The 20035-nt window shown below is 58.6% G+C and carries 27 protein-coding genes; 15 read left to right on the top strand and 12 right to left on the bottom strand.

The window, feature by feature from the left end; translation table 11 throughout:
- Positions 1 to 167: 167 nt before the first annotated feature.
- The 4 genes from ACR1XY_RS04310 to aspS all read left to right on the top strand — a co-directional run bounded on the left by ACR1XY_RS04310 (position 168) and on the right by aspS (position 4420).
- The gene (locus ACR1XY_RS04310) at positions 168 to 1295 is read left to right on the top strand and encodes an aminodeoxychorismate synthase component I (RefSeq protein WP_480590209.1); all 1128 of its coding nucleotides are present in this window, start codon (positions 168 to 170) and stop codon (positions 1293 to 1295) included.
- The gene (locus ACR1XY_RS04305; protein ID WP_480590208.1) at positions 1250 to 1897 is read left to right on the top strand and encodes an aminotransferase class IV family protein; all 648 of its coding nucleotides are present in this window, start codon (positions 1250 to 1252) and stop codon (positions 1895 to 1897) included. The genes ACR1XY_RS04310 and ACR1XY_RS04305 overlap by 46 nt, the downstream gene beginning before the upstream one ends.
- The gene (locus ACR1XY_RS04300; protein WP_480590206.1) at positions 1894 to 2565 is read left to right on the top strand and encodes a CPBP family intramembrane glutamic endopeptidase; all 672 of its coding nucleotides are present in this window, start codon (positions 1894 to 1896) and stop codon (positions 2563 to 2565) included. Before ACR1XY_RS04305 ends, ACR1XY_RS04300 begins: the two co-directional genes overlap by 4 nt.
- A 79-nt stretch (positions 2566 to 2644) precedes the next feature.
- Positions 2645 to 4420 (top strand): aspartate--tRNA ligase, encoded by a 1776-nt coding sequence (gene aspS, locus ACR1XY_RS04295; protein ID WP_480590204.1) that lies wholly within the window; start codon positions 2645 to 2647, stop codon positions 4418 to 4420.
- A 30-nt stretch (positions 4421 to 4450) separates the two neighbouring features.
- Here aspS and ACR1XY_RS04290 read toward each other — a convergent pair whose 3' ends face one another.
- Together ACR1XY_RS04290 and ACR1XY_RS04285 are read right to left on the bottom strand one after the other, a co-directional pair.
- Entirely contained in the window at positions 4451 to 4609 is a 159-nt protein-coding gene (locus tag ACR1XY_RS04290; protein WP_480590202.1) for a hypothetical protein, read from the bottom strand.
- A gap of 1 nt (position 4610) precedes the next feature.
- A complete protein-coding gene (locus tag ACR1XY_RS04285) occupies positions 4611 to 5327 on the bottom strand; it encodes a response regulator (RefSeq protein ID WP_480590200.1) in 717 nt (238 codons plus the stop codon).
- Between the two features lie 134 nt (positions 5328 to 5461).
- Here ACR1XY_RS04285 and mce point away from each other — a divergent pair, with 134 nt between their 5' ends.
- Both mce and ACR1XY_RS04275 read left to right on the top strand, forming a co-directional pair.
- Positions 5462 to 5866 (top strand): methylmalonyl-CoA epimerase, encoded by a 405-nt coding sequence (gene mce, locus ACR1XY_RS04280; protein WP_170452613.1) that lies wholly within the window; start codon positions 5462 to 5464, stop codon positions 5864 to 5866.
- A gap of 16 nt (positions 5867 to 5882) precedes the next feature.
- Positions 5883 to 6158 (top strand): DUF1467 family protein, encoded by a 276-nt coding sequence (locus ACR1XY_RS04275; protein ID WP_480590198.1) that lies wholly within the window; start codon positions 5883 to 5885, stop codon positions 6156 to 6158.
- Positions 6159 to 6161: 3 nt separating this feature from the next.
- Here the strand turns inward: ACR1XY_RS04275 and ACR1XY_RS04270 are convergent, their stop codons facing one another.
- Both ACR1XY_RS04270 and ACR1XY_RS04265 read right to left on the bottom strand, forming a co-directional pair.
- Positions 6162 to 6857, bottom strand: a complete 696-nt coding sequence (locus ACR1XY_RS04270; protein ID WP_480590538.1) for an EI24 domain-containing protein — start codon at positions 6855 to 6857, stop codon at positions 6162 to 6164.
- Positions 6857 to 7435 carry a nitroreductase family protein gene (locus ACR1XY_RS04265; protein ID WP_480590196.1) on the bottom strand — a complete coding sequence of 193 codons (579 nt, stop codon included), beginning with the start codon at positions 7433 to 7435 and terminating at the stop codon, positions 6857 to 6859. The genes ACR1XY_RS04270 and ACR1XY_RS04265 overlap by 1 nt, the downstream gene beginning before the upstream one ends.
- 137 nt (positions 7436 to 7572) lie before the next feature.
- Between ACR1XY_RS04265 and ACR1XY_RS04260 the strand changes: the two genes are divergently transcribed.
- A complete protein-coding gene (locus tag ACR1XY_RS04260; protein ID WP_480590194.1) occupies positions 7573 to 7848 on the top strand; it encodes a DUF167 domain-containing protein in 276 nt (91 codons plus the stop codon).
- Here the strand turns inward: ACR1XY_RS04260 and ACR1XY_RS04255 are convergent.
- Positions 7836 to 8084 (bottom strand): hypothetical protein, encoded by a 249-nt coding sequence (locus ACR1XY_RS04255; protein ID WP_480590536.1) that lies wholly within the window; start codon positions 8082 to 8084, stop codon positions 7836 to 7838. The genes ACR1XY_RS04260 and ACR1XY_RS04255 overlap by 13 nt on opposite strands.
- A 123-nt stretch (positions 8085 to 8207) precedes the next feature.
- Here ACR1XY_RS04255 and ACR1XY_RS04250 point away from each other — a divergent pair, with 123 nt between their 5' ends.
- The 5 genes from ACR1XY_RS04250 to ACR1XY_RS04230 all read left to right on the top strand — a co-directional run bounded on the left by ACR1XY_RS04250 (position 8208) and on the right by ACR1XY_RS04230 (position 10145).
- Positions 8208 to 8915 carry a M48 family metallopeptidase gene (locus ACR1XY_RS04250; protein WP_480590192.1) on the top strand — a complete coding sequence of 236 codons (708 nt, stop codon included), beginning with the start codon at positions 8208 to 8210 and terminating at the stop codon, positions 8913 to 8915.
- The gene (locus tag ACR1XY_RS04245; RefSeq protein WP_480590190.1) at positions 8912 to 9280 is read left to right on the top strand and encodes a YigZ family protein; all 369 of its coding nucleotides are present in this window, start codon (positions 8912 to 8914) and stop codon (positions 9278 to 9280) included. The genes ACR1XY_RS04250 and ACR1XY_RS04245 overlap by 4 nt, the downstream gene beginning before the upstream one ends.
- A 68-nt stretch (positions 9281 to 9348) precedes the next feature.
- The gene (locus tag ACR1XY_RS04240) at positions 9349 to 9600 is read left to right on the top strand and encodes a DUF6455 family protein (protein WP_480590188.1); all 252 of its coding nucleotides are present in this window, start codon (positions 9349 to 9351) and stop codon (positions 9598 to 9600) included.
- Between the two features lie 15 nt (positions 9601 to 9615).
- Positions 9616 to 9888, top strand: a complete 273-nt coding sequence (locus ACR1XY_RS04235) for a DUF6455 family protein (RefSeq protein ID WP_480590186.1) — start codon at positions 9616 to 9618, stop codon at positions 9886 to 9888.
- The gene (locus tag ACR1XY_RS04230; protein ID WP_480590184.1) at positions 9885 to 10145 is read left to right on the top strand and encodes a DUF6455 family protein; all 261 of its coding nucleotides are present in this window, start codon (positions 9885 to 9887) and stop codon (positions 10143 to 10145) included. The genes ACR1XY_RS04235 and ACR1XY_RS04230 overlap by 4 nt, the downstream gene beginning before the upstream one ends.
- Here ACR1XY_RS04230 and ACR1XY_RS04225 read toward each other — a convergent pair whose 3' ends face one another.
- Positions 10146 to 10388 (bottom strand): CDGSH iron-sulfur domain-containing protein, encoded by a 243-nt coding sequence (locus ACR1XY_RS04225; protein ID WP_480590182.1) that lies wholly within the window; start codon positions 10386 to 10388, stop codon positions 10146 to 10148.
- 229 nt (positions 10389 to 10617) lie between these two features.
- On the opposite strand from ACR1XY_RS04225, the gene ACR1XY_RS04220 reads away from it, so the two are divergent.
- Positions 10618 to 10806 carry a hypothetical protein gene (locus ACR1XY_RS04220; protein WP_170325890.1) on the top strand — a complete coding sequence of 63 codons (189 nt, stop codon included), beginning with the start codon at positions 10618 to 10620 and terminating at the stop codon, positions 10804 to 10806.
- A 131-nt stretch (positions 10807 to 10937) separates the two neighbouring features.
- Positions 10938 to 11294: a diacylglycerol kinase gene (locus ACR1XY_RS04215; RefSeq protein ID WP_480590180.1), complete on the top strand. Its 357-nt coding sequence runs from the start codon at positions 10938 to 10940 to the stop codon at positions 11292 to 11294.
- 17 nt (positions 11295 to 11311) lie between these two features.
- On the opposite strand, the gene ACR1XY_RS04210 is transcribed toward ACR1XY_RS04215, so the two are convergent.
- Both ACR1XY_RS04210 and rimO read right to left on the bottom strand, forming a co-directional pair.
- Entirely contained in the window at positions 11312 to 11719 is a 408-nt protein-coding gene (locus tag ACR1XY_RS04210; RefSeq protein ID WP_480590178.1) for a hypothetical protein, read from the bottom strand.
- A 104-nt stretch (positions 11720 to 11823) separates the two neighbouring features.
- Positions 11824 to 13212, bottom strand: coding sequence for a 30S ribosomal protein S12 methylthiotransferase RimO (gene rimO / locus ACR1XY_RS04205; protein ID WP_480590176.1), 1389 nt, complete (start codon positions 13210 to 13212; stop codon positions 11824 to 11826).
- Positions 13213 to 13308: 96 nt separating this feature from the next.
- Here rimO and ACR1XY_RS04200 point away from each other — a divergent pair, with 96 nt between their 5' ends.
- Complete coding sequence (locus ACR1XY_RS04200) at positions 13309 to 15264, top strand: AsmA family protein (RefSeq protein ID WP_480590174.1); 1956 nt, start codon at positions 13309 to 13311, stop codon at positions 15262 to 15264.
- Between the two features lie 37 nt (positions 15265 to 15301).
- Here ACR1XY_RS04200 and ACR1XY_RS04195 read toward each other — a convergent pair whose 3' ends face one another.
- From ACR1XY_RS04195 to ACR1XY_RS04180, 4 genes are read right to left on the bottom strand one after another with little or no spacing between them, the layout of a single operon-like run.
- Positions 15302 to 16798 carry a phosphomannomutase/phosphoglucomutase gene (locus tag ACR1XY_RS04195; protein WP_480590172.1) on the bottom strand — a complete coding sequence of 499 codons (1497 nt, stop codon included), beginning with the start codon at positions 16796 to 16798 and terminating at the stop codon, positions 15302 to 15304.
- A 14-nt stretch (positions 16799 to 16812) separates the two neighbouring features.
- Positions 16813 to 17646 carry a 3-deoxy-8-phosphooctulonate synthase gene (gene kdsA, locus ACR1XY_RS04190; protein ID WP_480590170.1) on the bottom strand — a complete coding sequence of 278 codons (834 nt, stop codon included), beginning with the start codon at positions 17644 to 17646 and terminating at the stop codon, positions 16813 to 16815.
- A gap of 5 nt (positions 17647 to 17651) precedes the next feature.
- Positions 17652 to 19226: a KpsE/RkpR family capsule polysaccharide export protein gene (locus tag ACR1XY_RS04185; RefSeq protein WP_480590168.1), complete on the bottom strand. Its 1575-nt coding sequence runs from the start codon at positions 19224 to 19226 to the stop codon at positions 17652 to 17654.
- Positions 19204 to 19863: an ABC transporter ATP-binding protein gene (locus ACR1XY_RS04180; RefSeq protein ID WP_480590166.1), complete on the bottom strand. Its 660-nt coding sequence runs from the start codon at positions 19861 to 19863 to the stop codon at positions 19204 to 19206. The genes ACR1XY_RS04185 and ACR1XY_RS04180 overlap by 23 nt, the downstream gene beginning before the upstream one ends.
- Between the last annotated feature and the right edge of the window lie 172 nt (positions 19864 to 20035).

The raw sequence follows: 20035 nt of genomic DNA, 5'->3' as shown, positions 1-20035 counted from the left end.
CCTTCGATTGTCCGCGAGTCAGGGCGCCCCCAAGCGCCCAAATTGTCCTGCGTTATAGGGACCGCGCGAAAAGGTTCAAGGGGTATCGGAATTGGGTGTGAAATTGCCGCTTTCCCCTCTTTCCCTTGCCGCCCTATCCTCTATACCGCGCAACACGGCAAATGAGGATGCAATTGCGTATTCGTTTTGATCAGGGGCCGGCCGGGCCTGGAACCGATTTCGACTGGCCTGCCAAGGTGATCCGCGCGGACAAGGCGGAGGATGTGCCCCACGCGCTGGCGGCGCTGGATGTGGCGCGTGCCGAAGGGGCATGGCTGGCGGGCTATGCCAGCTATGAGTTGGGCTATGCGCTGGAGCCCCGTTTGACCGACCGTCTGCCTCAGGATCGCCGCCTGCCTTTGTTGTGCTTTGGCGTCTATGATGCACCTGCCCAACGTGAGCTGCCTGCGGCTTCGGGCGGCGTCACTGGTTTTGAACCGCGCTGGGACGAGGCCCGTTATACCAGAGCCTTTCAGCTGGTTCACGATGCCATCGGGGCCGGGGATATCTATCAGGCCAACCTAACCTTTCCCATCGACCTGACCGTCGAGGGTGACAGCGCCGCGATTTATGCTGCTTTGGCGAGCGGGCAGCCGGTAGGTCACGGTGCGCTGGTTCTGCAGGACAGTCTGCCTGATCTTCTCAGCCGCTCGCCCGAGTTGTTCTTTCGCATCGAGGCGGACCGGATGATCGAAACCCGTCCGATGAAGGGCACCCAACCCCGCAGCGAGGATATGGCCGAGGACGCGCGGCGGCGAGCCTTCCTTTCGATTGATGAAAAGAACCGGGCCGAAAACCTGATGATCGTCGACCTGCTGCGCAATGACATCAGCCGCGTCGCGCTACCTGGTTCGGTCAAGGTGCCCGAGCTGTTCAAGGTCGAAACCTATGCCACCGTGCACCAGATGATCTCTCTGGTGCAGGCACAGCTGCATCTGGGGGCCGAGCTGTCAGATATCCTGATGGCGCTGTTTCCCTGTGGGTCGATTACTGGCGCGCCGAAAATCCGCGCGATGGAGATCCTTTCCGATCTCGAACCCTGGCCACGCGACATTTACTGTGGCGCCATTGGCTGGGCCGCGCCCGACGGGCGTGCCGAATTCAACGTGGCAATCCGAACCCTGATGGTTGAGAATGGCACGGCGACCCTGAACGTGGGGGGCGGCGTGGTCTGGGACAGCACGGCCCCGTCCGAATATGAGGAAGCGTTATGGAAAGCCCGCTTTGCCCACCAGTTGACCCTGAATTCCGCCTGATTGAAACGCTAGCCTTTCGGCCGGGGCAGGGATTTGTGCGAAGGGATCGGCATCTGGCTCGTATGGCGCGCTCGGCCAGAACCTTTGGGTTTCCGTTCGACGACGGGTTGGCCGCCGACAAACTGGATGCGGTTTCGGGCGCATCGCCGCTGCGCTGTCGTATGACGCTGTGCGCAGAGGGTGAGATTGATGTGACAACCGGGGCGCTGGCAGACAACCCTCCGGTCTGGCGTGTGGCGATTGCTCAGGCGCGCCTGACCGCAGATGATATCTGGCTGCGGCACAAAACGACCCAACGCGCGCTTTATGACAGCGCCCGCGCGTCCTTGCCAAAGGGGATTGACGAGGTCGTTTTCCTCAACGAACGTGATGAATTGTGCGAAGGCACCATCACTAATCTGTTTCTGCACATGCCGGACGGTCGGTGCCTGACCCCTGCATTGTCCAGCGGCGTCCTGCCGGGCATCCTGCGCGAAGAATTGCTGGAAAATAAACAGGTTACTGAAGCGACCCTGACCTTGTCCGATCTGAAAAACGCATCGAAAATCCATATGGGAAATTCGTTGCGTGGTCTGATCCGGGCGGAGTTCGCAGTACAATGAGCAAATCAACCGATTGGGCAGACAGCGCCGCGCCGCTCTCGTGGTTGCGACTGGAATTCGGGCTGTTCTTCATTGCCGTGCCGGTACTGATCGCTGTGTTTTTTCCTCCGAACTGGATGTTCCCGTCGCTGTTCGCCTTCACGGCCATTGGGATTGTTCTACTACACTGCACACCGGGCTTTTCCTGGGTCGAGCTACGATATAATTGGCGCAACTGGTCCTGGGCCGAAGTCGCGTTGTTTGCAGTTGCGATGATCTTATTCTGCGCCGCGCTTGTGATGGCCACCCGGCCCGAGGCTGCGTTCTTCCTGCTGCGCAACCGGCCCGAATTTCTGCTGCTCATCTGGCTAGGCTATCCGCTGCTGTCGGCCTTGCCGCAGGAGTTGCTGTTCCGCTCGCTGTTTTTCCGCCGCTATCATGCGATCCTGCCGAATGGGCGGGCAGCATACCTGCTGAATGCGGCGCTGTTTTCGTTGGCGCATCTGATGTATTGGAGCTGGATCGTCGCCGGCATGACATTTGCCGGAGGGCTGCTGTTCACCTGGGCCTATCGCCAGCGTGGATCGTTTTTCTATGCGGTCCTTCTACATGCGATAGCGGGGAATATCATCTTCGCTGCGGGTCTGGGCATCTATTTCTACTCGGGCAACGTGCAAAGGCCGTTTTGAGCGGCATACCCGCCTTGACTTTCCAATCCTGACGGGGTGTATCGGCGCGACGAATTCTGCGCCCGAAGGGATATGATCCATGCACGCCTATCGCAGCCACACCTGCGCCGCTCTGACCGCCGCCAATGTTGGTGAAACCGTCCGCCTGTCCGGTTGGGTGCATCGTGTCCGAGATCACGGCGGCGTGCTGTTCATCGACCTGCGCGACCATTTCGGCGTCACGCAGGTTCTGTGCGATGGCGACAGCGCGGCCTTTGCCGAGTTGGAGAAGGTGCGTTCAGAGTGGTGTATCCGGATCGACGGCACCGTAAAGGCACGCGCTCCCGAGTTGGTGAACCCGAAACTGCCCACCGGTGAGATCGAAGTTTACGTGCGCGAACTGGAAGTTCTGGGTGCCGCCGACGAACTGCCATTGATGGTGTTCGGCGATCAGGAGTACCCTGAGGAAACCCGCCTGCGCTATCGCTATCTGGACCTGCGCCGTGAGGCGATGCAGCAGAACATGACCCTGCGTTCGGACGTCGTGGCTTCGATGCGCCGCCGTATGTGGGATCAGGGATTTCGTGAGTATCAGACGCCGATCATCACCGCCTCGTCGCCCGAGGGTGCGCGTGACTTCCTAGTGCCCTCGCGTCTGCATCCGGGCAAGTTCTATGCGCTGCCGCAGGCGCCGCAACTGTTCAAGCAGCTGATCATGGTGTCGGGCTTCGACAAGTATTTCCAGATCGCACCGTGTTTCCGCGATGAAGACCCGCGCGCCGACCGTTCGCCCACCGATTTCTATCAGCTTGACCTCGAGATGTCGTTCGTCGAGCAGCAGGACGTGTTCGACACCATCCAGCCCGTTCTGACCGGGGTGTTCGAAGAGTTTGGCGGTGGCCGCAAGGTTGATCAGGACTGGCCGCAGATTTCTTACAAGGACTCGGCTCTGTGGTACGGGACCGACAAGCCTGACCTGCGCAATCCTATTAAAATGCAAGTGGTCTCCGACCACTTCCGCGGGTCTGGCTTCGCGATTTTCGCGAAGCTGTTGGAGCAGGAAGGCACCGAAATCCGCGCCATCCCCGCGCCGACCGGCGGCAGCCGCAAGTTCTGCGACCGCATGAATGCGTTCGCCCAGAAAGAGGGTCTGCCCGGTATGGGCTACATCTTCTGGCGCGATCAGGGTGAGGGTATGGAGGCTGCGGGACCGCTGGCCAAGAACATCGGCCCCGAACGCACCGAAGCGATCCGCCAGCAATTGGGTCTGGGCGTCGGAGATGCCGCGTTCTTCCTGGGTGGCAAGCCGAAAGCCTTTGAAAAGGTCGCAGGCAAGGCCCGTGATGTGATCGGCGATGAACTGAACCTGACCGAGAAAGACCGTTTCGCCTTTGCCTGGATCGTGGATTTCCCGATCTATGAGCAGGACGAGGAAACCGGCGCGATCGACTTTGAACACAACCCGTTCTCGATGCCGCAGGGTGGTTTGGAAGCCCTGAACGGTAACCCGCTGGACGTGCGTGGCTATCAATATGACCTGGCCTGCAACGGCTATGAGCTGGTGTCGGGCGCGATCCGGAACCACAAGCCCGAGATCATGCTGAAAGCCTTTGAACTGGCAGGGTATGGCGAGGACGAAGTGAAATCCCGCTTTGGTGCCCTGTTCAGCGCATTCCACTATGGTGCCCCGCCGCACGGTGGCTGTGCTGCCGGGATCGACCGGATCGTGATGCTGCTGGCCGATGAGGCCAACATCCGCGAAGTCATGATGTTCCCGATGAACCAGCGAGCCGAGGACCTGATGATGGACGCGCCGTCCGATCCGACCTCGGATCAGTTGATGGAGCTGGGATTGCGCATCATCCCGCAGGATTGATCAAAGGCCCGTCGCAGACCCTGCGGCGGGTTATTCTTTGGTTGCGGGTGCCGTGCCTGAGTGCGCCGCCGAGCACAATGGGCAGGGGCGTGTGCCGCGTGCCACACGAATACTCCGAGCTGTTGTTCTGGTCTGGTAATAGGCCCAGATGCTCAGGATCGCGGCGGTCAGAAAGTAAGCTGTCGCCATCTCAGATCGCCTCGCGCTGTTCCAGCCGCGCCTGAACGATGCCGGCAACCTGCGCGGCCAGAGCGGTAACGGGCGTACCGCCTGCACGCGATTCCGCCAGCTTTTGCGCCGCATCGGCCAGAATGGTGTCTTCGGCATCGCGGGCAACACCACGCAGGAATTGCGCCGCATAGTCCAATGTGCGGTGATCGTTTGGCCCGGCCAGCACGTCCGCGATATGGGCCATGTCGTCCTGATAAGCCATCGGGTCTGGGCGAATGACCTCATCCCGGACTGCGTGCAGGCTGTTGGGGCGGCGATCCTCGGGCAGGCTTTCCAGGATGAACTTCTGGAAGTGAGACAGTGATTTCAGAGGTTTGTGCAAGAAACCGTCTGCCCCGGCCTGCAACGCGGAGTCCTGCGCATCATCATCGCCGGACATCCCCAGAATGGCGCCGATCCGTGGGCTGGCCTCGGTCAGTTCAGCGATCAGTTCCGCGCCGGAGCCATCCGGCAGGCCGATATCAACCAGTATGACCGAAGGGCGGTATATCTGCAGATGCCGCCGTGCCGAGGTCAGGCAATCCGCGCGCCGGATGCGGGCACCGCTGTGCAGGCACATAAGCCGGATCGCGTCACAGGCATATCGGCTGTCTTCAACAACCAGGATGGTTTGACCCAGCAGAGGCCGCGTGGCCGTCGGCTGCGCGGGAGTGGCAAAGGGGCTCGAATCGTCCATGGCAGAACTCCTAATCAGCAGATGCCCCACGCTAGGAAGTTCTGGCTAACACGACGTTAACGGCAAATTGGCGCACTTGTTCTTTGGTCGAACAGCCCCCATAACCGCTGCAACGCAGAACGGAGGAGAGTTCCATGATTGGTCGTCTGAACCATGTCGCCATTGCCGTGCCCGACCTTGAGGCCGCATCCGAGCAGTACCGCAGCGCGCTGGGTGCCAAGGTTGGGGCACCGCAGGACGAACCAGATCATGGCGTGACCGTCGTGTTCATCGAACTGCCCAACACCAAGATCGAACTGCTGTATCCGCTGGGCGATGACAGCCCGATCAACGGCTTTCTGGAAAAGAACCCAGCCGGTGGCATTCACCATGTCTGCTATGAGGTCGAGGATATCATCGCCGCCCGCGACCATCTGAAGGAGTCCGGTGCCCGCGTTCTGGGGTCCGGAGAGCCCAAGATCGGCGCGCATGGCAAGCCGGTGCTATTCCTGCACCCTAAGGATTTCAACGGCTGCCTGGTCGAACTGGAACAGGTCTGACCCAAGCGAGGCTGTCATGACGATCACCGCTGCACTGGTCCTTTTTGCCGTCATCTGGTTCATGACGCTGTTGGTTGTGCTGCCGATCCGCATCAAGACCCAGGGTGATCTGGGGGACATCGTTCCGGGCACCCATGCAGGTGCGCCGGAAGTGCATCACATGAAGAAAAAGCTCTGGATCACCACCGGGATTTCGGTGGTGCTCTGGGCGATCATTGCCGGGATCATAATCTCGGGAGTGATTTCGGTGCGCGACTTTGACTGGCTGAACCAGCTTGAGCCGCGCGAGTAAGCATCAGGACGCAGGACCAGAAAGCTTGTGATAGATATGGGTGAAGGTGGCTGCCCCGAGGATCGGGATCACCAGATTGACCAGCGGCACCGACAGTGGAATAGCCATCAGGGTGCCAGCCAGCCAGATTGTGGGCGTGTGCTTGGCGCGTAGTTTGCGCGCGCCGTCCCGCCCGATCCGACGCATGGCGGCCAGTGTGAAGTATTCCCGACCCAACAGAAACCCGTTCATCGCCCAGAAAATGAACGGGGCCAGCGGCGTGAAGATTGCGTAGAGGATCAGCGCCAGTAGATTGGCGACGATCAGCACGCTCATGAACTCCGCTGCGTCGCGCATCCCTTCGCTGAACGGGATACCGGGCACTGCGGGCAGGGTGGGATAATGCTTATCCTCGACCGCCTGTGCGACCTCTTCCAGAAACATCGAGATGATGGCTGAGGCAACGGGCATCATCAGGAACACCGGCAGGATCAGCACCAAAAAGATGCCGGAATAGTTCAACACGTCGTTCAGCCAGGGTACGGCACCGATCCAGGGCAGCGAAATCTCATCCCCGGACAGCCAGTTTGTCAGCCAGATTGCACCGGCACAGGCTGCGATCAACAGCACAATCGTCAGACCAACACCGCGCAACAGGACGGCGCGGAACCTGGGGTCTCCGATCTGGCCAAGCGCTGCGAAGAACGCGTTGAAGATCATCATTCCGAGACCCACTCGGTCAGCGCTGCCATATCGGGGCGTGGACGTTCCGGTGGGGCTTTGCCTTCGGTGGCGATATGGATCAGGCCGGCGACACGTTCGTTGTTTTGCAGCCCGAAGGCCTGCCGGCAGAACTCGGCGTCATGGACCTGCCAGCCTGACAGCCAGTTCGCGCCCCAACCGGCCGCAAGGGCTGCATTCAGAAGCGCCAGACACACGGCACCGGCGGAATAGGTCTGTTCGATGGCCGGGACTTTTTCCGATGGCTTCTGGACCTCGATCACCGCCACGGCCAGATGGCCCATGTCGAACTGGCTGCGGGCTTTTGCGATATCCTCGGGGGCTTTGTCCAGCCGCGTGCCACAGTCCTGCGTCAGCGCCGACAGACGGTCCATTGCGCCCTTCTCGAGAACGATAAAACGCCACGGCTCCAACTTGCCGTGATCCGGGCTGCGTGCGGCGGCCGTCAAAAGGGGCAACAGCTCTTCGCGTGTTGGTGCAGGAGCGACCAGTGTCTTCGCAGGGCGCGACCGGCGCGATTGTAGAAATTCCAGGGCGGCCGGGTTTTTCAAGGACATATGTTAACTTCCTTTACATGGGCAATCTGTATCTGGTTAAGCGTCTGGCGCGTTTCAAGTGCAAACAGCTGGAGATGCGGGATCAATTCCATTCCCCGGTCCGCCGTGCAAGAGTGTTTGCGAGCAAGAGGAAAAAGATGGCAAAACCTAAACTGCGCGATGTGCCGGATTTAACCGCCCATGCCACTGCCGGCGCGGCAATTCCGGTCCGGGTGACGCCCAAAGCGGCAAAGGACAGCATTGCATTGGACAAGGGCGTCATCCGCATCACCGTGACCGCTACACCCGAAAACGGCAAAGCGAATGACGCCGTGCGTCAGATACTGGCCGTTGCCATGGGAGTTGCCCCGACCGATTTGACCCTGAAAAAGGGGCAGACCGCGCGGGACAAGTTGTTTGTCTATGCGTCCTGATCCGGTCTTTCGTGGATCTGATACACGCCCTCGGGCAGGTCCAGCGCGGCAGCCAGGTCGCGCACTTGTTCGGGCGACAGGGTTATCTTCTGAATCTGGTCCGTACGAGGGTCCAATTGCTCAAGCGTCACACATTCGGCGAAGCTGTTGATGACGACATCCTCTTGCAAAGGCTTGGGGCCTTCGTCCACCAGAGTAATGACTGTCGAGTCGAATTCATGCTCAATCGAAAACATGAAGCCAAAGTGCAGGGCGTTGGGCGGCAATGCAACCCGTTCTGCTGCATTGGCGCGGTGGCAGTCCCGCGCGGGCCGCGCTATGGTTTTGATAAACGGGATCGCCGTTTCAAAGGAATATGAATGCGCCGTCTGACCTATTTACTGTTTCCTCTGGTGCTGGCGGCCTGCAGCGCCGGTGTCCTGCGTGTGCAACCGGCGGCGGAATGGTCGCAGGATTCGGGTGAATTTCAGGTCGACGCGGCAACTTTTCAGCAGATCAGCCGCGCAGTTGGCAAAGAAGCCCGTGCCGAGTGCCTGCGTCAGGCCCGGGTCATCAACTGTGATTTCACGATTCTGGTCGATTTGAACCCGCGCGCTCCGGCAAACGCGTTTCAGACGCGGGACGACAAGGATCAGCCGGTGATTATCTTTACCCGCGCGATGATTCAGTCGGCGGAAAATGCCGACGAGTTGGCCTTTGTGATGGGGCATGAAGCGGCGCATCACGTGTTGGGGCATATCGACCGGCAATCGCAAAACGCGCAGGAAAGTGCTGCGATCTTCAACGATCTGGGCAAGCTGCATGGCGAGGATGGCGAAGACCTCGAACGTTCGCAGAAGCTGGGGGCCGAGGTCGGCGTGCAGGTGAACGTAAAAGCATTTGAACTGGAGGCGGATCAACTGGGAACGATCATCACCCACAACGCCGGGTACAATCCCTTGATCGGCGCAAAGTATTTCGACCGCCTTCCTGATCCGGGGGATAGGTTTCTGGGCACACATCCCCCAAATGCAGCGCGGGTTCAGATCGTTCAGGATACAGCAAGACAGTTGGGTCTGACACAATGACGTCTTTGACACGACTGGGCGTGATCCTGACGGACCGGGGATCCAAATATGCAGTGACGGGTGCACGCGTCAGAACGCGTGCGGATGTTGACGCGGCGTTGCAGGACCTCAAGTCGGACAAGGCCTATGCCAAGGCCACGCACAACACCTGGGCGGCTGTTTTGCCTACGGGTGCGCTCAAGGCGGATGACGGCGAAAGCGGCGCGGGCATGGTGATCCTGCGTATGTTGGAACGTGCAGGGATGGATGATCACGTGGTGATCGTCACCCGCTGGTATGGCGGAAAGAAGCTCGGTGGGGACCGTTTCCGCCGCGTGCAGGATGCCACCCGGGCCTATCTGGATCACATCGGAATGGGGTCTTGACCTGAGTCAAAGGCCCGTTTGGGGCGTTGAGCTATCCTGTTCTGGACGCGTGACAGAAAGGATCTTCGATGCCCAACCGAGAAGTTCTAAAACTCCATGCCGGTCTGGTGGACCGGATGGCCTCCAAACTGGGGGTGGATTTGCAAGAGGCGGCTATCGGTGGCGACGTGTCGATCGACCAGTTGTCCGACGCTGTACTGAATTGCTCGGACTGCCCGAACCCCGGTCATTGCCTACGTTTTCTGAACCAGCCCGCCTTGGTGACCCGAACGCCGGAGTACTGTCGTAACCAGGAACTGCTCGGTAAACTTGCCACCTAACTACCGGAGAACTCGATGCCGCATCTCGGAGAGATCATGACCCATCTGCGTCTTGTCCTGCATATGGGACGGTTGACCGGAACGGATATGGTCGAGGCGCACCAGAAAGGGCACCTGACCCAGCAGGACTGGGCGGAGATGATTCAATATTGTAGGGGCTGCAGTTGGGCCAACCGGTGCCCCGACTGGCTGGATCAACATGAAACCGTTGCTGGCGCTCCGCAAACCTGTAAGAACCGACAACGGTTTTCGGCGCTCAAAGCAAGACTAGTGCAGGAAAACGCATGAAACGGGTTGCTCTGGGAGATGTTGAGAAACACTTTTGGCTCAGCCGGTCTGTGGCGAGGTGTATGAATATCTCGCTGACCGAAGCAATGGCCGAAGGTCGGTTGTCACCGGATCGATACGCTGAATTGGTGACACGCTGCCGGGCATCGAACTGCAGTGGCCCATGCGCAATCTGGTTGTCTGAACAACAATCCGAGGCCCACGCGGCCCCGGATTTCTGCGCCAATGCCGATCTGTTGAACGCGCTGAAGTCCTGATCAGACCTTGGAGTGAGTCCCGTCGCACAGCGGTGGATTTGCGCTGTGTTTGCACCCACAGAAAAAGACCTTTTTGCTGCTGTCTGCGGTGTACTTGACCGGTTCGAAGCCGGTCCCCTTGTGCGATCCATCGCAAAATGGTTGCCGTTTGGATTGGCCGCACGCGCACCAGAAATAGCTTTTTCCTTCGGTTACCTCGACCGGGAAGGGGCCTTTTTGCGCGATGATGGGGCTGTCTGACATGGGGCTACTCCGTCTTTGGCTGATGTAATCCCAAGAGTGTAGACCGATGCGTAGAAAACGGTAGCTTTTGCTCATTAATTCGCTGTTTCTGAGGGGGTTACCAGCGTGGTTCCGCCTTTACTCACAAACCTGTGATTGAATTCGTTGCAATAATACCATCAAGGCCCTATTCTATACCCGGCCCCGAATTCTTGGGCAATATCAGGAAATTAATAGAGGAACGACGGACATGAAACTAAAATTTGCTGCCGTAGGTGCATTTGCCCTTGTTTTGGCTGCTTGCTCTCAGCAGGAAGAGCCGGCACCGGTATACATCACGCCTGAGTATGACAAATACGGCACGCCGAGCTGCCCGGCAGGGACCGAGTTGGCCACGACTGAAGCTGGTCAGACCGTCTGTAACCCGGTCGCTCAATAAGAACTTCGCGGGCGGCTTATTGCCAAAGCCGCCCGCACAAATATCAGCGACATGGCCGCCGTTGGGCGGTTTTTTCTTGTCTGCCGCGCACTATTCCGGTTTCTGTTTCAGCCATAAAAAGTCGAGGGCAGATGAGAACATTTTTTACCCGTCTCAAGGACCGCACCCGTTGGAGCTGGCAGGGCGTCGTCGCCACATGGCATGCAGAATACTCGTTCCGGTCGTGGGTCTGGGCGAACCTTGTGTCCGCAGCATTGGCGCTGTGGTTGCCGTTTGCCGATGGATTACGCGCATTGATACTGGCTTTGGGGCTGCTTGTTCTGGTGACCGAATTGCTCAACACCGCGATTGAGCGTGCCGTTGACCACACCTCAACCGATCACAGCGAACTGGCCGGTCAGGCAAAGGACGCAGCCAGCGCAGCAGTTGCCTTGACGGCTGTTGCCACAGGGGTGGCCTGGATAGTCGGGTTGGTCAGCCTTTTCTGAGGCAAGCCGCAGCTTTCCTACCAGCCAAAGCGGTAACCCCGCCGCTGAATGCCATAGTTTTGTGGAATGTGGTAAGGCGAGGTGTGTCTCTTTGGGAACCCTCGCGCCGAGCGGTGGTGTCGTTTCGTCGGTTTCAGGTAATACGCTTTGGGCTTGGTCTTTTGGTAGTAGACCTTGGGTTTCGCCTTGTGATGATAAATCTTGGCCTTAGGTTGATGAACCCTGGCCTTGGAATGGTAAGCCTTGGGCGCGCCATAGAATCTATGCACGTGGTGCTTGCTGCGAAGATGAAGGCTCAGCTGTTTGGAGCCGATGATAATGAACCCGCCCGAGCTGACGCTATCGGCAATGGCGGGCACAGGACAAAGCTGGGCGGCAAGGATCGCTGCTATGCATTTCAGGCCGAAGGGGCGCGGACAGGACATCGAACCCTCCTTCACACAAGGCGGAATGTCCTTTCATCATCCACGAATCGCGTTGTAAACGCCAATAAACTTGGCTCACGCTTTGTACAGACAGGGTGAATGGATCAGACCAGTTTGCCCCACAGGTCGTATTCGCCGGACTCATCGACCTCGACCGAGACGATATCGCCGGGTTTGAGGGTTTCAAAGCCTTCGTCGATGAACAGATTGCCATCAATTTCGGGCGCGTCCGACTTGGTCCGGCAGGTGGCGGACTCGTCATCGACCTCGTCCACGATTACATTGATCGTCCGGCCAACCTTTGCGGCCAGCTTGGCCTCAGAGATTGCTTGCGCCTTTTCCATGAACCTTTCCCAACGATCCTGCTTGACCTCGGTCGGAACGTGATCAGGCAAGTCGTTCGACCGCGCACCATCCACGTTTTCGTATTGGAAGCACCCCACACGATCCAGTTGCGCCTCGTCCATCCAGTCCAGAAGGGTCTGGAACTCGGCTTCGGTCTCGCCGGGATAGCCAACGATGAAGGTCGACCGCAAGGTGATGTCGGGGCAAGTCGCGCGCCACGCGGCGATTTCGTCCAGCGTCCTGGCGGCCGCAGCAGGGCGGGCCATGCGCTTTAGCACGTCCGGGTGGGCGTGCTGAAAGGGAATATCCAAATAGGGCAGGATGTTGCTGCCCGCATCCGCCATCAGCGGAATCAACTCGCGTACATGCGGGTAGGGGTAGACGTAATGCAACCGGACCCAGGCATCGAGTTGCCCAAGCTCACGCGCGAGATCCGTGATGTGGCTGCGCACCTCACGGTCTTTCCACGGGTTCACATCGTATTTGCGGTCGAGCCCATAGGCCGAGGTGTCCTGCGAGATCACCAGCAATTCACGCACGCCATTGTCGACCAGCTTTTCAGCCTCGCGCAGCACCGCATGAGCCGGACGGCTGACCAGTTTGCCGCGCATGTCCGGGATGATGCAGAACTTGCACTTGTGGTTACAGCCCTCGGAGATTTTTAGGTAGCTGTAATGGCGCGGGGTCAGTTGCACGCTGGCGGCGGGCAGCAGGTCCACGAAGGGGTCTGGGTCGGGTGGAACAGCGATGTGTACAGCATCCAGTACCTGTTCGTACTGATGTGGCCCCGTCACGGCCATGATACGGGGATGATGTTCGCGGATGTAATCCGGCTCGGCCCCCAGACATCCGGTCACGATGACCTTGCCGTTTTCCACTAAAGCTTCACCAATAGCATCCAGAGATTCAGCCTTTGCGCTGTCGAGGAACCCGCAAGTGTTCACAATCACGGCATCAGCCCCGGAGTAATCCGGCGAAATACCGTATCCTTCTGCCCGCAGGCGGGTCAGAATCCGCTCGCTATCGACCAGCGCCTTGGGGCAACCCAGTGACACCATACCAATGGTCGGCTGGTTCAGGCGCGGCGTGTCGGTGATCCGGGCAGTAGGTGCCAGGTCGGGGCGGAGGTTTGGAGGGTTCGAGCTCATGGCGCGGCATATAGTGGGGAAAGCTTCCCCTTGCAAATGGGGGCTAGGCTTTGAATGATCTTTTCAACGCATGCCCAATAAGCGGAGAGCAGAAAAATGAAGTGGCTGTTGCGCATTCTATTCCTGTTTGTGATCGCCTTCGGCCTTGTCATCGGCGTATTGTTGCTGATGCCGGGCGACAAGCTGGCCGCGATCCTGGTAGAACAGGTCAAAAAGGAGACGGGCCGCGAGTTGACCCTGTCCGGGGATGTTAACCTGTCTTTTTGGCCGGTTCTGGGGGTTGAGACCGGCCCTGTTACGTTCGGCAATGCGCCTTGGGCAGGGCCGGACCCGATGCTCAGTGCCGAAAGCCTGGCGGTTGGGGTTGATGCTGCCGGATTGTGGAATGGTGATTTCCGGATACGACGAGTCATTGCAGCCAAGCCGGTCCTACGGTTGGAACTGTCAGACGGGCGTGGGAATTGGGAGCTAAGCGCCCCAAGCCCTCAGCCGACCTCTGGTGGCGGCACTGCATCTTCCGAAGCGACTTCGCAAGGGGTGGTGACTCTGGACCGCTTGGAACTGACCAACGCGCGCCTTCTTTATATCGAGGATGGCACGACGACGTATGATTTTTCGAATGTTGATCTGTCTGCCAACTGGCCTGACCCAACGGCACCTATGATAATAGAGGCGCGGATGGCCGTTCCGGGCGGCAAGGTGAAGGTGAATTTGGAAATCCCGGATCTGCCCTCCTATGCCTCGGGCGCTGTAACGCCGCTGCAACTGGCCCTGACAGCGCCGGGAGGGGAGTTCGGGTTTGACGGCCGCGTCAACATTGCAGGTGAGATGGACGGCAATCTGGAGGTTAAGACCAAAAGTACAGAAAAGATGCTGGCCGCATTCGGGCAGGACGGTGTTGGTGTGCCACTGGGGTTGGGTCGTGCCGCCGATGTGTCAGGGCATATGACCTATACGGGTGATGGCCGGATATCGTTGCGAAATTTGGTGGCGCAGCTGGATCACAACCGATTCACCGGTGAGGCAGATATCGAGATTTCGGATCCACCCAAAATCACAGCACGGCTGAAGGGCGGCGATATCGACCTGTCCCGCTACAACGACGCACCTGCATCGACCGGGGGTGGATCCGGTAAGACTTCAACGCCGGAAAGCGGTTGGTCAACCGATCCAATCGATGCTTCAGCCTTGGCCTTGGCGAATGGAGAGATCCGCCTGACGGCTTCATCCATTGCCGTACCAGAGCTGACGTTGGGGCCAAGTGACCTGACGCTCAGCCTTGATCGGTCCCGGGCGGTGCTGCGGATGAGTCCGGCCACTATGTTTGCGGGTCAGGTGAACGGGCAGGTGGTTGCCAATAACAGGAACGGTCTGTCCGTCGGCGGTAAGCTGAACGCCCAAGGCATCGACCTGCAACAAGCCCTGTCCGCAGTGGCCGGGATAAACCGTTTGACGGGTGCAGCTTCAGGTGAGTTCGAGTTTTTGGGCGTCGGGCAGACCGAGGACCAAATTATGCGATCCCTCAGCGGCCAAGGTAGCCTGAATGTAGGACAGGGTGTAATTTCGGGCTTTGACCTGGACCGCCTGATGGGGCGGGGCAAGGGGGCCGGCGGGACGACGGTGTTCAACAGTCTGACAGCCAGCTTCATCATCGATCGGGGTATTCTGACCAATAATGACTTGTTGATGTCGCTGGATAATTTCAGGGCGGACGGAACCGGGCAGGTCAATATAGGGGCGCAAACGATTGACTATCTGTTCACGCCTACCGCTCTCAGGGCCAATTCCGGGCAGGGCCTGTCGGTACCGGTTCGTGTTGTAGGACCGTGGAGCGATCCGTCCATAAAGCCTGACCTGACCAAAGTGATCGAAGCCGCAGCCGAGGGGCAACTCAAGGATCTGGAAGACGATGCCAAGCAAAAGGTGCTGGACAAGGTCAGCGATGAACTGGGCACCGTGGTGACCGACACCGAAAGTGCCGAGGACGCTTTGAAAAACAAGTTGGAAGAAGAGGCCAGGAAAGGCCTGCTCAAACTATTGGGCGGAGACTAAAACGGGGCGCCCGCAGGCGCCCCAATTCTGTTTCGGATCAGATAGTCTGGTCGTAATCGCCGACGCCGGGTTCGGTACGGATCACGGCATCGATATCGGCGAAGATGGCACGCATTTCGTCTTCACTGTCGCTGCTTTCGCAGACCACAACTAGGTTGGGTGTGTTCGAAGACGCGCGCACCAGACCCCAGCTGCCATTGTCCAGAATGACCCGCGCGCCGTTGACGGTGACGACCTCCTTGATCGCGCGACCCGCAAACGCCTCGCCAGCGTCCGCCTTGGCGACCAGCTTGTCCACCAGTCGCTTGAGAATGTCGTACTTTTCGGTGTCGGCGGCATAGGGAGACATGGTCGGGGTCGACCAGGTTTTCGGAAGCGCCTTGCGCAGGTCCGACATGCTCTTGTCCGGATTGCGATCCATCAGCTTGCAGATTTCAACTGCGACCCGCATGCCGCAGTCGTAACCGCGCCCGATCGGCTCGGCCAGGAAATAATGTCCCGATTTCTCGAACCCGGCCAGAGCGTTGATTTCCTTGACCCGGCGCTTCATGTGGCTGTGACCGGTTTTCCAGTAGTCCGCCTTGACGCCATGCGCCTGCAACTCGGGGTCGCTGGCGAACAGGCCAGTCGATTTCACGTCGGCCACGAAGGTCGCGTTGGGATACAGCTTGGCCAGATCGCGGGCCATGATCACGCCGACCTTGTCGGCAAAAATCTCTTCACCCTCGTCATCCACCACGCCGCAGCGGTCGCCGTCACCATCAAACCCCAGCGCCAGATCGGCGTTGCTGGATTTCACGGTACCGGCCATGTCGTGCAACATCTCCATGGCTTCGGGGTTGGGGTTGTAGTTGGGGAAATTGTAATCCAGCCGGTTGTGGCTTGGCACCACTTCAACGCCCATCCGTTCGAAAATCTCAGGGGCAAAGGCCGAGGCCGTGCCGTTGCCGGTTGCGCATACAACCTTGAGCGGGCGGGACATCTTGAAGTCCCCGACCAGATCGGCGATGTAAGCCTCTTTCACGCCATCGACGAATTCGTACGAGCCGCCCTCGTGCGGAACACCTTCGCCGTTCAGAACGATATCGCGCAGTTCCGACATCTCGTCCGGGCCGTGGGTCAGAGGGCGGTCAAAGCCCATTTTGACGCCCGTCCAGCCGTTCGGGTTGTGGCTGGCCGTGACCATGGCGACCGCGGGCACATCCAGATGGAACTGCGCGAAATAAGCCATGGGGCTAAGCGCCGGGCCGATATCCTTGACCTGAATACCGGCCTGCATCAGGCCCAGGATCAGCGCGTTCTTGATCGCCAGAGAATAGTCGCGATAGTCGTTGCCGACTGCGATCACAGGCTCGATCCCGCGTCTGCGCATCTGTGTGCCCAGGCCCAGACCCAAAGCCGTCATGCCAGGCAGGTTGATCTCTTCGGGGTATTTCCAGCGGGCGTCGTATTCGCGAAATCCCGTAGGTTTGATCATCGCGTCGCGCAGAAAGCTCCAGGTGTTCGGGGTCACCTCGGGAATGGGTTTGGTCATACTATCGCTCTTAATTAAATCTGAATTGGGTTGGCTTTGGCCAATGCATCAAAGCGCATCAATGTGTCAATTAATTGAGGCATTTGGTCCAGATAGATCATGTTCGGACCATCGCAAGGCGCGTTGTCCGGGTCCTGATGCGTTTCCATGAACACAGCGCCAGTACCAACAGCCACCGCAGCCCGCGCCATGACCGGAGCGAACTCCCTCTGCCCACCGGACGAGCCGCCTTGCCCACCCGGTTGCTGCACCGAATGAGTGGCGTCCATCACCACCGGGTAACCTGTTTGGGCCATCTGCGGCAGCGAACGCATGTCGGCAACCAGCGTATTGTATCCAAACGACGAGCCGCGTTCCGTCAGCAGGATTTTCGTGTTCCCGGTGCTTTCGATCTTGGCCACGATGTTTGGCATTTCCCACGGGGCAAGAAACTGACCCTTCTTGACGTTTATCACAGCACCGGTGTTGCCCGCAGCCAGAAGCATATCGGTTTGGCGGCACAGGAAAGCAGGGATCTGCAGTACATCAACCGCATCGGCTACAATGGCGCACTGGGCCTCGGTGTGAACGTCGGTCAGAACCGGAATGCCCATCGTTTTACGAATGTCGTCCAGAACCTTCAGCCCGGCATCAATCCCCATACCGCGCGCGCCGGACAATGATGTCCGGTTGGCTTTGTCATAAGAGGCCTTGAAGACATACTGCGCACCGGCGGCATCGCAGGCCTCTTTCATTTTGCCGGCGATCATCTGGGCATGATCCGCGGTTTCAAGCTGGCAGGGACCGGCAATGATCGTCAGAGGCAGATCATTACCGACCGTGAGATCGGAGATTTTTACATGTTTCATGTGTCTTACGAGGATACCTGTTCACGAAGGACTGACGCGGTAAGCGAGATCATCAGGTAGATACCAGCAAACAACAGGAAAGCCAAAATCGTATTTTCGAACTTGCGCGGATAGGTCGGTTCTTCGCTGGCGACGGGGTTCACCGAAACAGTCAGGTAACGCACTTTGCGGTTTGCCTCGGTACGCGTGGTTTCCATCTGCTCCATTGCGGTTTGCAGCATCATATCGCGTGCCACAAGATCGGCCTGGGCCATCTGAATCCGTACACTCAATCGCGCCAAGGAGTTTTCGCCCGCCGAAACGTCCAGCATTTCTTCGTTCAGCTCAGCCAATACGACCTCAAGCCGTTTGATGTCCGCGCGGACACCGTCAACCTTGGCCTGGTTCGGCCGCAGGTTGTCCAGAAGGGCCGCCAGCTGCAGTTCCTTTTCCTGCAACTCGATTTCGATCGCATTGATCCGCGCCCGCAGGCCGGCCAGGACGTTTTCCGGGTCCAGCACTGCCCCCTGCAGCTGCAACTCGATCAATTGTTCCTGCGCTTTCCTACGTTCTTCCTGCGCCAGTTCAAATCCGGCCCGGGCATCGCGCATCTGGTCTTCGCGCTTCAATTCCGTCAAACCGTTGATGGTTTCCTCGGCGTAGGACAGCAGAAGAGAGGACAGCTCGACCGATATTTCCGGGCGTGGGGCCGCTACCTCCATACGGATGATGCCGTCACTTGGGTCATACCCGATGGTGATCATCCGTTTGTACAGTTTATAGGTATCCTCCAGCGTCGCGTTCTGAGGCAGGCGCTGAATCGGGTCTATCCACTCCTGCTTGAAAATCTCCGAGAAATTGGTGTCGTTCTCAAGCCGAACCAGCGCGTCTTTGGATTCCAGAAACTCCTGTGTGGCGACCGAGTCTTGCGCAGTGGCGTATTGGGTGCCTGCCAGGAACCCGCCAAAGGACGCGCCACCGCCATCTGCCTGCAGGATCGAAAAGGCCGAGTCGCTTGCGTACATCGGTGTCGCTACCCGGTAGAAATATACGCCGACGATCACGGTCGGAAGCAGAACAAACACCGCCAGCCGAGCAAAAAGCGCAAACAGTTTGCGTCTGCGTCGGCGTGCGATGTCCTTTTGGATTTCACCGATTTCCAGATTGCGCCGTTCCGCAGGGCTCAACTCGGGGCCCGGCAGGGTTTGGGGCGTTTCCTTGACCGTCTGCGGCAGCTGGATGGTGATTTTGTCCCTAGCCTTGTCTTCCACATCTTTTTTTTCGGCCGCCAAGTCCAGCAGATTGGCTCTCTCGAAGGGGTCGATGCCCTTTTGACGCAGCAGTCGCACCGCGTCGTAATCCGACGTCGCCGCAAGGCCGTTTTTCTGGGCCAGGCGCCGCGCTACACGCAGTTGCCGCCCGGTCAGGCCCTCGCGCTTGATCGCATCGATATCGGTCGAGGGCTGAGGATCATTTGCAACCTCAGGTGATTGTGTTGCTTTTCTGATGCGCGAAATAGCATCGGCACGCGCGGCCGCTGAGCTCGCGCCCTGACGGTCGCGTCGCCAGCGATATTTCTTAGCCTTGGGCTTGGTAGTCATATAGCTGTCGTGCCTCTTCCAAGGTTTCGAACATGTAAAGCTGGCCGTCCAGAAGAACGGCAGCCTGCTGTGCAAATTTCTCAAGAACGGTGGGGCTGTGCGATACAATGACCAGGGTCGTGGTGCGCAACCGCTCTTTCAATATGTCGCCCGCCTTTCGGTTGAATTCCACATCCGTTGTTGCCGGCATCCCTTCGTCAATCAGGTACATGTCGAAATCCAACGCCAACATCAGGGCAAATGTAAAGCGTGCCCGCATACCGGATGAATAGGTTCCAAGCGGTTGGTCGAAGTATTCACCCAGGCCACAGAGCCATTTACAATACGCTTCGACATAATCAGGGTCCATTCCATAGATTTTCGCGATGTAGCGGGCATTTTCCAGGGCGGAAAGTTTCTTTGCCACGCCGCCGGAGAACCCCATTGGGAACGAGATTCGGCAGGATTTGCGGATTACACCCTCGTCGGGTTTTTCCAGTCCGGCCATCATGTTGATCAGCGTGGTCTTGCCGGTGCCATTGGGGGCCAGAATGCCAATGGATCGGCCAAGCTCAATCCGGAACGAGACCCGGTCCAGGATCACCTTGCGGCGTGTCCCGGTCCAGAAGGACTTGCTGACATTCTCGAACTCAAGCATTCAAAGCCTGCTGCTCTTGCGTTTGTTGCACCGATCCGGCCGGTGAAGGAACGGAAAACTTACCGATCCATGTTGGCTACATTATGTCGAATTACGAAACAAATGATCAATGCGCGTGAAAGCGACCAATCGGCACTGTGACTAATGCATCGGTTGGACCGGGGCAACGCGT

It is taken from the genome of Ruegeria sp. AD11(2025) (genome assembly GCF_056542405.1).
This window is presented reverse-complemented; position numbering and strand designations above follow the sequence as displayed.

Coding starts and splice junctions, on each gene's coding strand:
- ACR1XY_RS04310 (WP_480590209.1), top strand. CDS start 168: ATGCAATTGCGTATTCGTTTTGATCAGGGGCCGGCCGGGCCTGGAACC.
- ACR1XY_RS04305 (WP_480590208.1), top strand. CDS start 1,250: ATGGAAAGCCCGCTTTGCCCACCAGTTGACCCTGAATTCCGCCTGATT.
- ACR1XY_RS04300 (WP_480590206.1), top strand. CDS start 1,894: ATGAGCAAATCAACCGATTGGGCAGACAGCGCCGCGCCGCTCTCGTGG.
- aspS (WP_480590204.1), top strand. CDS start 2,645: ATGCACGCCTATCGCAGCCACACCTGCGCCGCTCTGACCGCCGCCAAT.
- ACR1XY_RS04290 (WP_480590202.1), bottom strand. CDS start 4,609: ATGGCGACAGCTTACTTTCTGACCGCCGCGATCCTGAGCATCTGGGCC.
- ACR1XY_RS04285 (WP_480590200.1), bottom strand. CDS start 5,327: ATGGACGATTCGAGCCCCTTTGCCACTCCCGCGCAGCCGACGGCCACG.
- mce (WP_170452613.1), top strand. CDS start 5,462: ATGATTGGTCGTCTGAACCATGTCGCCATTGCCGTGCCCGACCTTGAG.
- ACR1XY_RS04275 (WP_480590198.1), top strand. CDS start 5,883: ATGACGATCACCGCTGCACTGGTCCTTTTTGCCGTCATCTGGTTCATG.
- ACR1XY_RS04270 (WP_480590538.1), bottom strand. CDS start 6,857: ATGATCTTCAACGCGTTCTTCGCAGCGCTTGGCCAGATCGGAGACCCC.
- ACR1XY_RS04265 (WP_480590196.1), bottom strand. CDS start 7,435: ATGTCCTTGAAAAACCCGGCCGCCCTGGAATTTCTACAATCGCGCCGG.
- ACR1XY_RS04260 (WP_480590194.1), top strand. CDS start 7,573: ATGGCAAAACCTAAACTGCGCGATGTGCCGGATTTAACCGCCCATGCC.
- ACR1XY_RS04255 (WP_480590536.1), bottom strand. CDS start 8,084: ATGTTTTCGATTGAGCATGAATTCGACTCGACAGTCATTACTCTGGTG.
- ACR1XY_RS04250 (WP_480590192.1), top strand. CDS start 8,208: ATGCGCCGTCTGACCTATTTACTGTTTCCTCTGGTGCTGGCGGCCTGC.
- ACR1XY_RS04245 (WP_480590190.1), top strand. CDS start 8,912: ATGACGTCTTTGACACGACTGGGCGTGATCCTGACGGACCGGGGATCC.
- ACR1XY_RS04240 (WP_480590188.1), top strand. CDS start 9,349: ATGCCCAACCGAGAAGTTCTAAAACTCCATGCCGGTCTGGTGGACCGG.
- ACR1XY_RS04235 (WP_480590186.1), top strand. CDS start 9,616: ATGCCGCATCTCGGAGAGATCATGACCCATCTGCGTCTTGTCCTGCAT.
- ACR1XY_RS04230 (WP_480590184.1), top strand. CDS start 9,885: ATGAAACGGGTTGCTCTGGGAGATGTTGAGAAACACTTTTGGCTCAGC.
- ACR1XY_RS04225 (WP_480590182.1), bottom strand. CDS start 10,388: ATGTCAGACAGCCCCATCATCGCGCAAAAAGGCCCCTTCCCGGTCGAG.
- ACR1XY_RS04220 (WP_170325890.1), top strand. CDS start 10,618: ATGAAACTAAAATTTGCTGCCGTAGGTGCATTTGCCCTTGTTTTGGCT.
- ACR1XY_RS04215 (WP_480590180.1), top strand. CDS start 10,938: ATGAGAACATTTTTTACCCGTCTCAAGGACCGCACCCGTTGGAGCTGG.
- ACR1XY_RS04210 (WP_480590178.1), bottom strand. CDS start 11,719: ATGTCCTGTCCGCGCCCCTTCGGCCTGAAATGCATAGCAGCGATCCTT.
- rimO (WP_480590176.1), bottom strand. CDS start 13,212: ATGAGCTCGAACCCTCCAAACCTCCGCCCCGACCTGGCACCTACTGCC.
- ACR1XY_RS04200 (WP_480590174.1), top strand. CDS start 13,309: ATGAAGTGGCTGTTGCGCATTCTATTCCTGTTTGTGATCGCCTTCGGC.
- ACR1XY_RS04195 (WP_480590172.1), bottom strand. CDS start 16,798: ATGACCAAACCCATTCCCGAGGTGACCCCGAACACCTGGAGCTTTCTG.
- kdsA (WP_480590170.1), bottom strand. CDS start 17,646: ATGAAACATGTAAAAATCTCCGATCTCACGGTCGGTAATGATCTGCCT.
- ACR1XY_RS04185 (WP_480590168.1), bottom strand. CDS start 19,226: ATGACTACCAAGCCCAAGGCTAAGAAATATCGCTGGCGACGCGACCGT.
- ACR1XY_RS04180 (WP_480590166.1), bottom strand. CDS start 19,863: ATGCTTGAGTTCGAGAATGTCAGCAAGTCCTTCTGGACCGGGACACGC.